This window comes from Thioalkalivibrio sp. ALE25 (genome assembly GCF_000377285.1).
Classification (GTDB): Bacteria; Pseudomonadota; Gammaproteobacteria; order Ectothiorhodospirales; family Ectothiorhodospiraceae; genus Thioalkalivibrio.
The window spans coordinates 202,255-217,300 of record NZ_KB897925.1 but is presented as its reverse complement, the minus strand read 5'-3'; the positions used below and the strand labels follow the sequence as shown (position 1 = coordinate 217,300).

Annotated in this window: 15 protein-coding genes; 4 read left to right on the top strand and 11 right to left on the bottom strand. The window is 67.2% G+C overall.

Annotation, left to right across the window (positions count from 1 at the left end; translation table 11 throughout):
* Positions 1-71 precede the first annotated feature (71 nt).
* The 3 genes from C996_RS0101100 to C996_RS0101090 are packed head-to-tail and all read left to right on the top strand — an operon-like array spanning position 72 to position 3,689.
* The gene (locus C996_RS0101100; RefSeq protein WP_018865642.1) at positions 72-1,943 is read left to right on the top strand and encodes a penicillin-binding protein activator; all 1,872 of its coding nucleotides are present in this window, start codon (positions 72-74) and stop codon (positions 1,941-1,943) included.
* Positions 1,944-2,300 carry a YraN family protein gene (locus tag C996_RS0101095; RefSeq protein WP_018865641.1) on the top strand — a complete coding sequence of 119 codons (357 nt, stop codon included), beginning with the start codon at positions 1,944-1,946 and terminating at the stop codon, positions 2,298-2,300.
* Between the two features lie 9 nt (positions 2,301-2,309).
* Positions 2,310-3,689 (top strand): FAD-binding oxidoreductase, encoded by a 1,380-nt coding sequence (locus C996_RS0101090; RefSeq protein ID WP_018865640.1) that lies wholly within the window; start codon positions 2,310-2,312, stop codon positions 3,687-3,689.
* Positions 3,690-3,756: 67 nt separating this feature from the next.
* Here C996_RS0101090 and C996_RS0101085 read toward each other — a convergent pair whose 3' ends face one another.
* The 6 genes from C996_RS0101085 to C996_RS0101060 all read right to left on the bottom strand — a co-directional run bounded on the left by C996_RS0101085 (position 3,757) and on the right by C996_RS0101060 (position 8,742).
* Positions 3,757-4,185 (bottom strand): ClpXP protease specificity-enhancing factor, encoded by a 429-nt coding sequence (locus C996_RS0101085; RefSeq protein ID WP_018865639.1) that lies wholly within the window; start codon positions 4,183-4,185, stop codon positions 3,757-3,759.
* Positions 4,182-4,808, bottom strand: coding sequence for a glutathione S-transferase N-terminal domain-containing protein (locus C996_RS0101080; RefSeq protein ID WP_017942770.1), 627 nt, complete (start codon positions 4,806-4,808; stop codon positions 4,182-4,184). The genes C996_RS0101085 and C996_RS0101080 overlap by 4 nt, the downstream gene beginning before the upstream one ends.
* 106 nt (positions 4,809-4,914) lie before the next feature.
* On the bottom strand, positions 4,915-5,658 hold the full coding sequence (locus C996_RS0101075) for a cytochrome c1 (RefSeq protein WP_018865638.1): 744 nt from the start codon (positions 5,656-5,658) through the stop codon (positions 4,915-4,917).
* On the bottom strand, positions 5,658-7,067 hold the full coding sequence (locus C996_RS0101070; RefSeq protein WP_018865637.1) for a cytochrome b N-terminal domain-containing protein: 1,410 nt from the start codon (positions 7,065-7,067) through the stop codon (positions 5,658-5,660). Before C996_RS0101070 ends, C996_RS0101075 begins: the two co-directional genes overlap by 1 nt.
* A complete protein-coding gene (gene petA, locus C996_RS0101065; RefSeq protein ID WP_026279149.1) occupies positions 7,068-7,670 on the bottom strand; it encodes a ubiquinol-cytochrome c reductase iron-sulfur subunit in 603 nt (200 codons plus the stop codon).
* Between the two features lie 322 nt (positions 7,671-7,992).
* Positions 7,993-8,742, bottom strand: a complete 750-nt coding sequence (locus tag C996_RS0101060; protein ID WP_018865635.1) for a Nif3-like dinuclear metal center hexameric protein — start codon at positions 8,740-8,742, stop codon at positions 7,993-7,995.
* A gap of 42 nt (positions 8,743-8,784) precedes the next feature.
* Between C996_RS0101060 and C996_RS0101055 the strand changes: the two genes are divergently transcribed.
* Complete coding sequence (locus C996_RS0101055; protein ID WP_018865634.1) at positions 8,785-9,906, top strand: S1C family serine protease; 1,122 nt, start codon at positions 8,785-8,787, stop codon at positions 9,904-9,906.
* Between the two features lie 26 nt (positions 9,907-9,932).
* Here the strand turns inward: C996_RS0101055 and C996_RS0101050 are convergent, their stop codons facing one another.
* The 5 genes from C996_RS0101050 to C996_RS0101030 form a co-directional block, all read right to left on the bottom strand.
* A complete protein-coding gene (locus tag C996_RS0101050) occupies positions 9,933-10,841 on the bottom strand; it encodes a copper resistance D family protein (protein WP_018865633.1) in 909 nt (302 codons plus the stop codon).
* A gap of 3 nt (positions 10,842-10,844) precedes the next feature.
* Positions 10,845-11,231, bottom strand: a complete 387-nt coding sequence (locus C996_RS0101045; RefSeq protein WP_018865632.1) for a copper resistance CopC family protein — start codon at positions 11,229-11,231, stop codon at positions 10,845-10,847.
* 102 nt (positions 11,232-11,333) lie between these two features.
* Positions 11,334-12,758 carry a multicopper oxidase family protein gene (locus C996_RS0101040; protein ID WP_018865631.1) on the bottom strand — a complete coding sequence of 475 codons (1,425 nt, stop codon included), beginning with the start codon at positions 12,756-12,758 and terminating at the stop codon, positions 11,334-11,336.
* Positions 12,758-14,323: a TolC family protein gene (locus C996_RS0101035; RefSeq protein WP_018865630.1), complete on the bottom strand. Its 1,566-nt coding sequence runs from the start codon at positions 14,321-14,323 to the stop codon at positions 12,758-12,760. The genes C996_RS0101040 and C996_RS0101035 overlap by 1 nt, the downstream gene beginning before the upstream one ends.
* A gap of 146 nt (positions 14,324-14,469) precedes the next feature.
* Positions 14,470-14,910 carry a hypothetical protein gene (locus C996_RS0101030; RefSeq protein ID WP_051076886.1) on the bottom strand — a complete coding sequence of 147 codons (441 nt, stop codon included), beginning with the start codon at positions 14,908-14,910 and terminating at the stop codon, positions 14,470-14,472.
* Positions 14,911-15,046 lie beyond the last annotated feature (136 nt).

Sequence of the window (15,046 nt, the reverse complement as noted above, 5' to 3'; positions counted from 1 at the left end):
AACGTGCCCCAGTTCGTTGACACGGCCTGATGCGCTTTCAATACTGACTCCTCATTCGCCAGGGAAACCTCGTGACCACCATCGTGCCCCGACCCCTTCATCGCGCCGGACACGCCCGGCCCCTGTCCCGCCTTGCCCTGTTGCTGCTGGCGGCGGCCATTGTGGTCGGGTGCGCCACGCCGCGCCCGGACCCGGAACCGGCCCCGGAGCCCGAACCCCGCGTGGATCTGGCCGAACTCCCGCCGGAGGTCCGCGCCAGCCTGCTGCTGAGCGAGGCGCGCTCGCGCCCGGAACCTGAGACGGTCCGGAGCGCCATCGAGGCCGTCCTGGCTCTGGACCCGGCGACGCCGGATCAGCTGGAGCGGGCCGACACCCTCTGGGCCGAGCTGCCCGACGCCGAACGGGACTCCCAGGCCGGCCGCCTGCTGGGCGCGCGCCTGGCGGCGGCCCAGCGCGACTGGGGCCTGGCCCGCGAGCGTCTCGGGGCGGACGATCCGGACGATCCGACGCGTTCACCGGAGGTCTATCGTGAAGGCCTGTCGCTCCACGCCCGGCTGCTGGAACACGAAGGCCAATGGTATCAGGCCCTGGACGCCCGCCTGCGCCTGGATGGGCTCCTGATCATGGAGCCGGATCTGCACAGCGAGAACCAGCAGCGCCTGTGGGGTCTGCTCGCGGCCCTGCGCCCGGCCCAGCGCGAACGAGTGATGGGCAACCACCCGCCGGATGGCGATGCCTGGGTCAGCCTGTTCCGGCTGCTGCGCGGCGCCGACACGCAGGACGCAGCACGCCAGGCCGCTGGCCAGTGGCGGGAACGCCATCCCTCGCACCCGGCCAACAGCCTGCTGCCGGAGCTGCTGGCGTCCCATCCCCTGACGCCGGACGCGCCGGGCGACACTCTGGTGCTCCTGCCCCTGTCGGGCGATCTCGGCGAACTCGGCAATGCGGTCCTGGACGGGATCACCCGGGCCTACTACGCAGAGGGGAGCAGTAAAGGGCGCCTGATCGTGCGCGACACTCGCGGGGAGCCGGATGCCGCGGCCGCGCTCTACCGGCGCGGCGTGGAATCGGGCGTCGCGCGCATCATCGGCCCACTGCGGCGCGAATCGGTTCAGCAGGTCGCAACCAGCGATCAGGCCGTTCCATCCGTGCTGCTGAACCGGGCCGGCACCATTGCCCACGAAGCGATGACCACGCTGGCTCTGAACCCGGAAGAGGACGCCCGGGCCGTGGCCGATCGCGCCGCGCGCGCCGGCTGGCTGCATCCGCTTGTGATCCTGCCGGAGGGGGCCTTCGGCGATCGCGTGGCGAGCGCCTACCAGGCGACGCTCGCCGAGGACGATCGACGCCCGCGCGACGTGATCCGGGTCCAGCCCACTGCGGGCGAACTGAACGCCACCATTGGCAATGCCCTGGGGATCCCGCAAAGCGAATCCCGCATTCGCGAGGTGGCGCGCCGGACCGGGCTGGAACTGGAGGCGGATCCGCAGGTACGTGCCGATGTGGACCATCTGTTCATCGCCGGGTCGGCCCCGCAGGTGCGGCGTATCGTGCCGCACCTGCACTTTCACCGCGCGAGCCACCTGCCGATGATGGCGACGGCCCATGTCTATTCGGGCCGTCCGGATGCGAATCGCGATGCCGACCTGAACGGGATCGTATTTCCCGACGCGCCGCGCCTGTTCGACCGGGTAAGCCCGCTGGGCGAAGAGGCGGACGCCGGCGACGAGGCACTGCCCCGTTTTGTCGCCCTGGGGATGGATGCGCTGCGCCTGAGCCTGCGCCAGGAAGCGGTGCGCGCCGCCCCGCATCACCAGCTGGTCGGCGCCACCGGGACCTGGGGACTGAACCCGTTCAATCACGAATGGGTGCGGGAACCGGCCTGGGCGCGCTTCGAGCGCGGCGAACCCCGGCGCATCGACCTCCCCGCCGGAGGCTCCTGAGTGTTTCGCCCGGGCGTCTCGGGGCAGGCCGCCGAGGACCGGGCCGCCGCCTACCTCGAGACCCGCGGCCTGGAGATCCGGGCGCGCAACGTCCGCCGTCCGTATGGCGAGCTCGACCTCGTCGCCCAGGAGGGCGACACGCTGGTGCTGGTGGAGGTACGCAAGCGCAGCCACCCGGGATTCGGCGGCGGCGCGGAGAGCATCGACCGACGCAAGCAGGCGCGCCTGCTCCGGGTCGCCGAGGCCTATTTGCAGGAGCATGCCTGGAACGGGCCGGTGCGTTTCGATGTCATGACCCTGGATGGCCGCGACCGGATCGACTGGCTGCAGGACGCCATCCAGGCACCCACCGATTAAGCCCACCCCATGACTCCACTGACCCGCGAACTGGAACAACTGCTGGCACCCGGCGATCGGCTACTCGATCCGGCGGACTGCTGGACGTATGGCGCGGACAACTCGAAGCTCCACGCGGTGCCCGACGCGGTGGCCTTCCCGCGCGACGCGGATACCGTGCGCGAGCTGGTACGGCTGTGCCGGCGCCTGGGCGTCGCCCTCACCTGCCGCGGACGCGGGACGGGCACCACGGGTGCCGCAGTGCCGGATCACGGGGGGCTGGTGGTGTCCTTCGAGCACATGAACCGCATCCTCGAGGTGGACCCGGACAATCGCTGGCTGATCGCGGAACCCGGCGTCACCAACGGCGAAATCCAGGAGGCCGCGGGACGCCATGGCTTCTTCTGGCCACCGGATCCGACCAGCAGCGCCTACTGCACCCTGGGCGGCAACCTGGCGTACAACTCCGCGGGGCCGCATGCGGTGAAGTACGGCACCCCGAGAGACAACACCCTGGGCCTCGCTGGCGTCGCCGGAACCGGGGAGGCCTTCCGCACCGGGGTCCACACCACCAAGGGCGTCGTGGGCTACGACCTCACCCGGCTGCTGATCGGCTCCGAGGGCACGCTGGCCGTGATCACGGAGGCCACGCTGCGCCTCACCCCCAGGCCGGAGGCGACCCGCCTGATCCAGGCGGTATATCGCGATGTCGGCGGCGCTGCCCGCGCCGTCTCGCGCCTGATGGCCCGAGCGGAAGTCCCCTCGGCACTGGAATTCATGGACCACTCCGCCATTGCCATGATTCGCGACTATGATCCGGACTGCCCCCTGCCCGCGGACGCCGGCGCCATCCTGATGATCGAAACGGATGGCACCGAGGCCGGTATCGACGCCACCACCGCCGGCGTGCGCGCCGCGGCCGAGGGCCCCGGTTGCCTGGAGACCCACAGCGCCGACACCCCCGAGGCGGCACAGGCCCTGTGGGCCGTACGCAAGGCCCTGTCCCCGGCGCTGCGGACCGTGGCGCCGAAGAAGATCAACGAGGACGTGGTCGTGCCGGTCTCGCGCATCCCCGAGCTGATCGCGGGCCTGGACCGCCTGGCGACGGAGCACGCGATCAAGATCGTGAATTTCGGCCATGCCGGCAACGGCAACATCCACGTGAACCTGCTGGTCAACCCGGACGACCCTCAGGAGCTGGCGGCGGCCGAACGCTGCCTCGACGGGGTCTTTACGCTGGTCCTGGCGCTCGGCGGCACCCTGTCCGGCGAACACGGCATCGGGCTGGTCAAGCGGCCCTATGTGGCGCGCGAGCTGGACCCGGTGGCACTGGGGCTGATGGCGGGCATCAAGCGCGAGTTCGATCCCGACAACATCCTCAACCCCGGCAAGGCACCCGGCCCGGCCTGAGGCGACGCCCCCTTCGTACGGCACACATCCCCGGAAAAGAAACGGGCCCCATACGGGGCCCTGCGCACTACTTGACGACCTTGAGCGACGGCCCCTTGCGCCTGGGCGCCGGGGCATCCTCTCCGCCCCCGCCATCACCGGACCCATCCGGCGGCGCGCCTGGACCATCGTCCTCGGGGCCGGGCCCCGGCTCACTGCCGAACATCATGCCCTGCCCGTTCTCGCGGGCGTAGACCGCCAGGACCGCTGGCATCGGCACAAACACATCCTTCGGGTTGCCGGCGAAGCGGGCCGAGAAGGCCACGGCGTCGTCCCCGATATTCAGCGCCTGTACCGCGGAGGGACCAACGTTCAGGGTGATCTTGCCCTGATCCACAAAGGCCTCGGGCACGACCACACCCTCGACCGTGGCGTCGACCAGGATATGCGGCGTGAAGCCGTTATCCGTGACCCACTCCCACAGCGCACGGAGCAGATAGGGGCGCGACGAAGTCACAGGCGCAGCTCGCGCTCGGCCTCGGTCAGACTCACCTGGAAAGACTCGCGCTTGCACACACGGTCGGCGTATTCCTGGATCGCCTGCGGCAGCGAGGCCAGGTCGATACCGACCGCCGGAAGCCGCCACATCACGGGCGCGATGGCACAGTCAACGATGGAGAACTCGTCACTCAGGAAGTACGGCTTGAGTTCGAAGATCTCCGCCGAGCTCACCAGGCTCTCGCGCAGGATCTTGCGCGCCTTGGTCAACCCCGAGCCGGAGGCCTTGTAGACCGCGTCCAGCCCCTCGTACCAGTCGCGTTCCACGCGATAAAGCGCCAGCCGCGCGGCCGCCCGCGAAACCGGATCCACCGGCATCAACGGCGGATGCGGAAAACGCTCGTCCAGGTATTCGGTGATGACATGCGTCCCGTACAGGGCCAGATCGCGATCCACCAGGGTCGGGACCTCGTTGTACGGATTCAGATCGGAGAGATCCTCGGGCAGCTCGTCCGGCCCGAGATTCACGACATCCACGGCGATGTCCTTCTCCGCAAGGATGATGCGCACCCGGTGGCAGCGCACACAGTCGTGAGCAGAAAACAGGGTCATAACGGAACGACGGTTGGCGACCAGCGCCATGGCTTTCTCCCTAGCCCGGCCAGGCACGAGGCCACGCCGGGCAGACGGTCAATAACACCGGCGCGCGATCATCCTTGATCAGTGCGCCGGCGACGGTTCAGGCCGCCTAGTGTACGTCTTTCCAGTACTCCTTTTTCAAGAAGTAGGCCAGGATCGTGAAGATCCCGAGGAAAATCAGGACGTACAGGCCGATCCGCTGGCGGTCCAGCTGCATCGGCTCGCCCATGTAGGAGAGGTAGGTGACGATGTCGCGCACGGCGCGGTCGTATTCGCTGGGCGTCATGCTACCGGAGCGCGCCAACTCGAGACGCTCGTTGCCGTCCTCGTCGACAACCTTCTCCTGCCAGCCCTGGAGCTCCCACAGCACGTGCGGCATGCCGACGTTGCTGAACACGGTATTGTTCGCGCCCAGCGGACGCGACTCATCCACATAGAAGCTCTTCAGGAAGGTGTAGACCCAGTCCTCGCCATGGATGCGGGTGGTCATGGTCAGGTCGGGCGGGACCACGCCGAAGGCCTCTTCGCCGTAGTCGTCGCTCATGGCGTTCTTCATCAGCGAACCCACACCGACCGGATCACCGGCTTCGTCGGTAATGAAGATGAAGTTCTCTTCCATGTGCTGCTCGGTCAGCCCGATATCCCGCGCGACGCGGTTGTAGCGCATGTACTCCGTGGAGTGGCAACCCATGCAGTAGTTCATGAACAGGTTGGCACCGCGCTGCAGCGAGGCCTCATTGGTCACGTCAATATTGGCCTTCTCCAGGTCACCGTCGTACCCGGCCGCCGAGGCGGCCGGGACGGTGAACAGGGCCGCAGCGGCCAGGAACGTAGTTGCAATCAGCGTTTTCATTACGAAGTCACCCTTTCCGGAACGGCACGGTCACGGCCCAGGCCACGCGCGAAGGCGGGGGCCACCATGGTCACGAACAGATACACGGTCGGAATCAGCCAGGACCACATGATCAGACTCGCGTCACTCGGATCGAAACGCAGGATGTCGTAGATCGTGTAGATGCCCACCACCACGGCGAATGCGATCAGGCTGAAGACCGCGGAGCGTTCCTTGCTGAGGAACCACAGCAGGAAGAAGAACGCGAAGTAGACCGTGGAGAAGCGCAGGCTCATCTCGCTCACTTCCGTGGTGGCCTGCTGCAGACCCAGCCAGCCGAGGATCACGAAGGCCACCACGAACACCGCCAGGTTGAACTTGGCCGCGAACGAGCGGTAGCGCATCGACAGTACCGGATTGCGATCCAGCCACGGGATGAAGAACAGCATCACCACCGCAAGGCCCATCGCGACCACGCCGAGGAACGGATCCGGCACGGATCGCAGCACCGAATACATCGAGGTGAAGTACCACACCGGCGGGATGAGATCCGGGGTGACCAGCGGGTCGGCCGGGATCATGTTGTCCGGCTTCAGGAACAGGCCGCCACCGGTCGGGAAGAAGAACATGATCACGGCAAAGACCATCAGGAACACGCCGACACCGACCAGATCCTTCACGGAGTAGTACGGGTGGAACGGGATGCCATCCTTCGGGATGCCGTTCTCGTCCTTGTTTTCCTTGATGTTGATGCCGTCCGGGTTGTTGGAGCCCACTTCGTGCAGCGCAATGATGTGCGCGGCCACCAGCATGATCAGCACCAGCGGCAGGGCAATCACGTGCAGCGCAAAGAAGCGGTTCAGCGTGGCATCGGAGAGCAGGAAGTCACCGCGAATCCAGGTCACCAGATCCGGCCCGATATACGGGATGGTCTGGAACAGGTTCACGATCACCTGCGCGCCCCAGTAGGACATCTGGCCCCACGGCAGCAGGTAGCCGGCGAAGGCCTCGGCCATCAGCACCAGGTAGATCAGCACACCGAAGATCCAGATCAGCTCGCGCGGCTTCTTGTAGGAGCCGTACAGCAGCGCCCGGAACATGTGCAGATAGACGACCACGAAGAACATCGAGGCGCCGGTGGAATGCATGTAGCGGATCAGCCAGCCCCACTCCACGTCGCGCATGATGTACTCGACCGACGCGAACGCGAGTTCCGCATCGGGCTTGTAGAACATGGTCAGGAAGATGCCGGAGACGATCTGGATGACCAGCACCAGCAGCGCCAGGGAGCCGAAGAAATACCAGAAGTTGAAGTTCTTCGGCGCGTAGTACTGCGCCAGATGCTCGTTCCACATCTGGGAGAGCGGGAAGCGGGCATCGACCCAGCCCAGCAGACCGCCCTGGATCTTGGTATCAGGATTGCTGGCCATTTAGATCGCCTCCCCGTCTTCGTCTTCACCAATGACAAGCAAGGTGTCCGTGCGGTACATGTGGCGCGGGATCACCAGGTTGGTCGCCGCCGGCATGTTGCGATACACGCGGCCGGCCAGGTCGAAGCGGGAGCCGTGGCAGCCGCACAGCCAGCCACCCTGCCAGTCGGAACCCATCTCGGGGTCGCCGATCTCCGGGCGGTAGGTGGGCGAGCAGCCCAGATGGGTGCAGATGCCGATCACGACCAGGAACTCGGGATTGCGCGAACGGTGCTCGTTCTGCGCGTATTCCGGCTGCTGGCTCTCGACCTCGGACTCCGGATCACGCAGACGGTCGGTCACCTCGGACAAACCGGCGATCATCTCTTCGGTGCGTCGCACGACCCAGATGGGCTGGCCGCGCCATTCGACGCTGACACGCTGGCCCGGCTCGACAGCGGACACGTCGAACTCGACAGGGGCCCCGGCCGCCTGAGCGCGCGCGCTGGGCTGCAAGGACGCCAGGAACGGGGCCGCGACAGCGGCGACCCCGGCTCCGCCTACGACAGATGTCGCGGCGACGAGGAACCGGCGCCGGCCTCGGTTTACGCCTTGGTTTGCCATGTTTGTCTCTCCAAACAACGTGTTGAAATCGTATTCCCGCAGCCACGCAACCAAGGCGCAGCCTGAACGCGAGGGGCCTTGGCCGCACGCGCGAATACCCATCTGGGCGGGCTGTAAAATCCGATAGAATTCCCGAACACGCTAATAAGGTCAAGTAGATTACTGCCTTAAGACCGAGCATTGCGCTTGGTCACGCGCGTCGAAAACCTACATAACCAACTGATTACAGACGGGCGCGGACGGGGTGTCCGGCACGCCCCCAAAGCGAACAGGCTGCACTGCAATCTCGCACGCAGTCGCGTGCGGGCGGGATCACCCCCGCTCAGGCGGGATTGTCGATCTCGATAAACTGGTGTTCGAGACCGAAGCGCTCCGCGCACCACTGGCCCAGGGCCGGGGCCCCGTAGCGCTCGGTCGCATGATGTCCGGCAGCGAAGTAGTGCACCCCCAGCTCGCGCGCCTCGTGGGTGGTCTGCTCGGAGATCTCGCCACTGATGTAGGCATCCACTCCCTGTGCCGCGGCCTCGGTAAGCAGGGACTGGGCCCCGCCGGTACACCAGGCGATGCGGCGGATGGGATGGTCACCGGCCTCCACGCACAGCGCCTCGCGCCCCAGCACGTTGCTGATATGCGCCTGCATGTCGGGCGCCGACATCACCCGCGCCGGGCTCCCCACCTGGCCGACGCCGTCCTCGCGCAGCACACCGTCGATCGCGAATCCCAGGCGCCCGGCCAACTGGGTGTTGTTGCCAAGCACAGGGTGGGCATCCAGCGGCAGGTGGAAGGCGACCAGGTTAATGTCATGCGCCAGCAGCAGGCGCATGCGCTCGCGCTTCATGCCGGTCACCTCCTGCGGTTCGCCCTTCCAGAAGTACCCGTGGTGCACCAGGATCAGGTCGGCCCCGGCCTCCACCGCCGCCTCCACCAGTGCCAGGGAGGCGGTCACCCCGCTGACGATCCGGCGGATCTCGCGGCGCCCCTCCACCTGCAGGCCATTCGGGCAGTAATCGCGGAAGCGCTCCGGCTCGAGCTCCGCATTCAGTGCCTGCATCAGTTCATCGCGATTGACCACGGCGGGATCCCCTGTTGAACGCTGATTCGGTATATTCGGCATATGGTGAATTTCTCTCGCTTTCTGCTGCAAGCCGCGCTGACCGGCATTGCCCTGGCCGTGGTGATCGCGGTGTTCTTCCCCGAGATCCTCGGCCGCGACGAATCCGGCGCCGATCTGCAGGTCGCCGAACCCGTGCCGGCCCCGGGCGCCACGGGTGCGCCGGCCAGCTACGCCGACGGCGTACGCCGCGCCGCGCCCGCGGTCGTCAACATCATGACCTCGCGCACCATCGACCGGCCCTCCGGCCTCGGCCTGCATGAATTCTTCGGCCAGCCCCTTCCGCCGGGTGAACAGGAGCAGTCCAGCCTCGGTTCCGGGGTCATCATGACCGAACAGGGGCACATCCTCACCAATCACCACGTGATCGAGGAGGCTGATGCCATTGCCATCATGCTCCCCGGCGGCGAGGCCCACCCCGCCGAGATCATCGGCATCGATCCGGATACCGACCTTGCCGTTCTGCGCGTGCGCGCGCCGGGGCTCGGTGTGGCCACGGTGGGGCACTCCAGCGACCTGCGGGTGGGCGACGTCGTGCTCGCCATCGGCAACCCCTTCGGCGTCGGCCAGACGGTGACCCAGGGGATCGTCTCCGCCACCGGGCGCAACCAGCTCGGGATCAACACCTTCGAGGACTTCATCCAGACCGACGCGGCGATCAATCCGGGCAATTCCGGCGGCGCGCTGATCAATGCGCGCGGCGAGGTCGTCGGCATCAACACCGCGATCTTCTCGCGCTCCGGCGGCTCCCACGGCATCGGCTTCGCGATCCCGGTGGATCTGGCGCGCAGCGTGATGACCGAGATCATCGAACAGGGCTATGTCGCCCGCGGCTGGCTGGGGATCGAGGTCCAGGCGATGAACCGCGAACTGGCCGAATCCTTCGGCCTGGACACGCCGCGCGGCGTGCTGGTCGCCGGCATCCTGCGCGAGGGGCCTGCGGAAGAAGCTGGAATCCGACCGGGGGACATCATCACCCACCTGGACGGCAGCAGCGTGAACACCCCGCGAGAAGCGCTCAACGTGATCGCCCGCACCTCGCCCGGCGCGACCCTGGACATCCGTGTCCAGCGCGAGGGCGAGGACGTCGAACTCGCCGCCACGGTCGCCCAGCGACCCATCTGACGCCGAACCGCTAGCGCCCGCGTCGCCTATCCACCGGCCGGCGAACTGACCGTGGTCAGTACCGCGGTCAGCAGCAGGATCGACCCGACCAGACCGCCCTCCAGCGCGATACTGCGGCGCAGCCGCCCGGGGGCCCCGGGTTCGCCGCGCTCGAACGCCGGCACCAGCCGCCACTTGTTCGCGGCGGCCAGTAGCAGGAGCAATCCGACGATCAGGACCTTGCCGATCAGGAACTGCCCATAGCCCGTGGTGAGCAATGGCGTGACACCGCCCAGCAGCAAGGCCGCCAGCACCACACCGGCCAGCACCAGCAGCCCGACCCCGAACACCGCCACCAGGCCAAAGCGCGCCAGGATGCGCGCGGCATCACGACCCGCCGGCGGGTGCCCCGCCAGGCGATACAGCGGCCACAACGAACCGATCCAGAAGGCCGCAGTCAGCAGATGCAGCACCAGCAGCCCTCCCAGCAGGACGCGCGGCTCGTCCACCGTGTGCCCGACCTGCACGAAGGCAAGCATGACCAGCAACACGCCTCCGAGACTCAGACCATGCCCGAGCCCCGGCAGGCGTCGGGCATCCAGCAGGATCGCCTGCACCAGCAGCAAACCGCTCACGGCCAGGATCAGCTGAGTCCCCTGCGCGCCCTCGAATACGACGCCGAGCAGCATCGGATCGACTGCGGCGGCACCATTGCCGCCCCCGAGATACCCGGCCTGCAACGGCCACTCGATCAGGGCCAGCACGATCGCGACCCAGGCCGAGATCGCACCCGTGCGGCTGGCCGCCCGACGTTCCGGATCAGGCAGATCCGGAAACGCCAGGCGAAACAGCACCGCCCCGGCCGCCAGCAAGGCACCGGCATAGAAGCCGGCCGCCACCACGATCATGGCGACCGTCCAGGCATCCACACCGGCAAGCGCGGACAGCCAGGCCACGGCTCAGTCCTCCACCGTAAAGCGGAAGGTCCCGGACATCATGTGGCCGTCACGAGCCAGGCCACGCCAGCGCACCTCGTAACGCCCCGGTTCCAGGTCGCCGGCCGGGCGCACATGGTATTCCTCGGTCGGGTCATTGCCGGGCTGGTCTTCCAGGGAGACCCGGCCACGCGGGCCGATCACGTCGAACTGGGTAATGCGCATCGCACCATCGAAGTGAATCCCGATCTCCTCCGGGGTGCCCTGCACCGTGGAACCGTCCTCCGGGACATGCCCCATCTCGCCTTCGTGGGCCAGCAGGGGGCTGGCGAACGCCAGCAGCAGGGCCGCAAGGGCCGCAAGGGCCGCAAGGGCCGAACGCAGGGTATTGCGGGTACGAATCGTTATCATGATTGAGTTTCCTCTTTCTTAAGTGCAGTCGTGTCACAGCCCACCGGCCGTAGGCCACCGGGACCACCTTGCGGTGGCCCTGGCACCCGCGCCGGTGGAAGCTCAGTGGTTGTGGCCTCCGTGGCCATTGTGTCCTCCATGCCCCCCGCGGCCTCCGTGCCCGCCATGGGCATCGCGGCTGGGGGTCGGGAGCCCGTCGGAATCCGCCCCCGCGACCTTGCCGCGGCGCACCGGACTGCCGAAATCAGGATCACTGCTCACGCGGCGGGCCACCTCCCCGTCCGGGTGCCAGTACCAGCCGGGATCGCTGAAGTCCCCGGGCTCCTGGTCATCGCGCACCTTGATCAGGGTGAACATGCCACCCATGCCGATGTTGCCGAACGGCCCCTGGCCCATGCCCATCGGCAGGGTATTCTCGGGCCCGCGCATGTGGCCACCATCGGTGTGGTCCTGGTGATCCGCCATGCCGTGTTCGCCCATGGCCATATAGCCGGGCAGCAGCGTACGGATCTCCTCCTCGAGACCGGACTGATCCACGCCCAGGGTGTTGGCGATGCCGTGCCCCATCGGGTTCATGGTGTGATGCGTCATGTGGCAGTGGAACGCCCAGTCACCAGGTGGTGCGACGAACTCGATATCGCGGGTCTGGCCGACCGCGACGATCTCGGTGGTCTCCTTGCGCCACTGTTCGCGCGGCCAACGCCCGCCATCGGAGCCGGTGACCTCGAACGACACCCCATGCACATGCATCGGGTGGTTCCACATCGACAGGTTGCCCATGCGGATACGCACGCGTTCCCCGGTTCTCGCCACCAGTGAATCAATGGCCGGGAACACCTTGGAGTTCATCGACCACAAGTCGAAATCGACCATGATCGACGGATCGGGCGTGCGGGTACCGGGATGCAGGGCCCAGTTGTGCAGCAGGATCGCGTAGTCGCGATCCACCGGCTCGATCTCGCCGTCCTTCGGGTGGATGATGAACATCCCCATCATCCCCATCGCCATCTGCACCATCTCGTCGGCATGCGGGTGGTACATGTGCGTGCCGTGCTGGTTCAACTCGAACTCGTAGACGAAGGTCTCGCCCGGGTGGATCGGCGGCTGGGTCACGCCCTTCACCCCGTCCATGCCCGAGGGCAGATGGATGCCGTGCCAGTGCACCGAGGTGTATTCCGGCAGGCGGTTGGTTACGTAGATGCGGACCCGGTCGCCCTCCACCGCCTCGATGGTCGGCCCCGGGGTGGTGCCGTTGTAGCCCCAGCACTTGGCCACCGAACCGGGCGCGAACTCGTGCTCGATCTCCTCGGCGACCAGGTGGAACTCCTTCACGCCGTTGTTCATCTCGTACGGCAGGGTCCAGCCGTTCGGCGTGTGCACCGGCATGTAGCCCTGTTCGGTGCGCTCGCCGGGCGTGGCGTCGCCCTCGTTGTGGTGCTCGTGACCCGTTTCGGCCATTACCCGGGTCAGGGTAGTTGCCGGCAGCATTGCCGCGCCGGCGGCCAGCAGGAAGTTACGCCGTTTCATCAGTGATGCCCTCCGTGACCGTCGTTGCCGTGGTCACCGTGGTCATGATCTCCGTGATCTCCGTGATCTCCGTGATCCCCGTGATCCCCGTGATCCCCGTGATCCCCGTGATCCCCGTGATCCCCGTGATCCCCGTGATCCCCGTGGTCTCCGTGGTCTCCGTGGTCTCCGTGACCGCCGTGACCGCCGTGGTCCCCGTGATCCATCGCGGACGGGTCATGCTCGAGTGCGTCGGTTTCAAGATAGCCCTCGTCACCCGGCGCCCCGCCCGGCAGCTCGCCGGCCACGGTGAAGGCCAGGTCGACCCGGGCCCGCCAGTACTCGCCCAGCGCGGCCACCGCGCGCTGCCAGTCGGCCAGCTCCTCCTGCTTGGTCACCAGCAGGTCGAAGACATCGTCGAACATGAAGTTCACGCGCTCCTGCATGCGCTCCAGCTCGATTTCGCGGGCAGGGAGCAGTTCGTAGCGTTTCGTGCCGAACTTGTCCCGGTGATGGGCCAGCCGCACGAAGTGCTGGTGGACATCGGCGGTCACCGCCTGCTCCAGCCGGGCCCGGCGGGCCTCGCCGTCCTCCAGCCGCGCCTCGGCCCGCGCGATGCCGGCCTGGTTCTGGTTGAAGATCGGCAGGGTGAAGGAGATGCCACCGCCCCACAGGCGAGTGCCGTCCGTCTCGCGTTCGAACTCGATACCGGGCTCGATATCCCCCAGCCAGCGATAGCGCCGCACCAGAGCCACACCCTCGGTGAGCCCCTCCAGGGCGTGATCCAGGGCCCGCAGATCCAGACGCTGCTCCAGCGCCTGCTCGACCAGGGCATCGCGATCGTCCACACCGGCCAGCGGCAGCGGCAGCTTGCCGGGGACCTCCCAGTCGTCGACCTCGCCGGGCAGGCCCATCAGGTGAGCCAGGCGCAGCCGGGTCTCACGCTCGCGCTGACGCGCATCCTCGAGTTTCAGACGTGCTTCGGCGGCACGAATGTTCAACTGGGCACGCTTCAGGTCGGTAATATTGCCGGCGTCAAAAAAGCGCTCGCCCAGTAGCGACCCGAGATCCGCCGCACGGGTCTCCAGCGCCTGCACCTGGGCCCGCTGGCGCGCGGCCACCGCGTCATACCAGGCACGCTCGGTGTCCGAGGCCAGGGCCACCATGCCTTCGGCCAGCTGCAGACGGGTGGACTCCCAGTGGGATTCGGCAATGTCCTGACGGGCACTGCGCATCAGCAGGCCGGAGATCCCCCAGGCCAGGCCGACCCCCGTCTCGTTGCCGCCACCGCCCTCGGGGCGCATCACCGACAGCGACAGGGTGGGATTGGAAAACTGGGCGGCTTCGACCACATCGGCGGCCGTCAGATCCAGCTTGGCGTAGGCCTGCTGCATGCGCGGGTTGCGCCACAGGGCCTGATGAATGGCCTCCTCGAGCGTCAGCTCGCCAGAGGGGCGGGGCATCTCCGACTCGGGCAGGTCGATCCCCTGCACCGAGATGTCCTCCGCCAGTTCGGAGCGGTCCAGCTCGGGCGCGGTGACCGCGCAACCGGCGAGGAACAGCACCGAAACGACGGGGAGCAGCAATCGGGTTGCTCGCATCGTGAAAATCTCCTTGATCGGACTTCGATTCCGCATCCCGCGCGAACGCGCGACACGGCCTTGCCATCCGCCACCACCGGGTGGAACCCGGGCATACGGACAGCCCCGGCGCTCGGGCCGGTACAGTCAGATCAGGAGAGGATCGGGGGTCGGTATAACGCGGCCGCAGGCGGACCGCTCTGGAAGGAATACAGCGTAATGGCCTGCGTCACCGGGGCCAGCAGGTGCATACTGGTGATGGACGGCATGCCCTGGCAGTGGCTGCAGGCCGAGCAGCTCGCCAGACAGGCCGCGTCCACGCAATCCACGTGCACGATCACCCCGCTGGCGTCAGAGGAATCGGATGCTTCATGGGCGTGGTCGCCGCCATGCCGAGTATCGGCGTGATCGTCCTGCGCATGGTGATCATAGTGGTCGCCGTGCGCGTGATCATGTGAGTGATCATGGGCCGCGTGATCCGCAGGCTGGTCGCCCTTTGACTGGGCCCCGTGCATCGCATGCCCGGCGTGACCGCCTTCCTCACTCGCGACAGCCGCAAGCGCCGGCAGGCCGGCGATCGCCAGCACCAGCATCCAGCACAGCAGTCGATGGAAGACCCGTTTCACGTCGGCCAAACCTCGTTTGGGGCCATCTCGGCCCAGCAAGCGGCCTGCAACATACCACAACCCACACCCTTGGGCGCCACCCCTTGTAGGAGGCCAGCCCTCT

Coding starts and splice junctions, on each gene's coding strand:
- C996_RS0101090 (WP_018865640.1), top strand. CDS start 2,310: ATGACTCCACTGACCCGCGAACTGGAACAACTGCTGGCACCCGGCGAT.
- C996_RS0101080 (WP_017942770.1), bottom strand. CDS start 4,808: ATGGCGCTGGTCGCCAACCGTCGTTCCGTTATGACCCTGTTTTCTGCT.
- C996_RS0101075 (WP_018865638.1), bottom strand. CDS start 5,658: ATGAAAACGCTGATTGCAACTACGTTCCTGGCCGCTGCGGCCCTGTTC.
- C996_RS0101070 (WP_018865637.1), bottom strand. CDS start 7,067: ATGGCCAGCAATCCTGATACCAAGATCCAGGGCGGTCTGCTGGGCTGG.
- petA (WP_026279149.1), bottom strand. CDS start 7,670: ATGGCAAACCAAGGCGTAAACCGAGGCCGGCGCCGGTTCCTCGTCGCC.
- C996_RS0101055 (WP_018865634.1), top strand. CDS start 8,785: ATGGTGAATTTCTCTCGCTTTCTGCTGCAAGCCGCGCTGACCGGCATT.
- C996_RS0101045 (WP_018865632.1), bottom strand. CDS start 11,231: ATGATAACGATTCGTACCCGCAATACCCTGCGTTCGGCCCTTGCGGCC.
- C996_RS0101040 (WP_018865631.1), bottom strand. CDS start 12,758: ATGAAACGGCGTAACTTCCTGCTGGCCGCCGGCGCGGCAATGCTGCCG.
- C996_RS0101030 (WP_051076886.1), bottom strand. CDS start 14,910: ATGCTGGTGCTGGCGATCGCCGGCCTGCCGGCGCTTGCGGCTGTCGCG.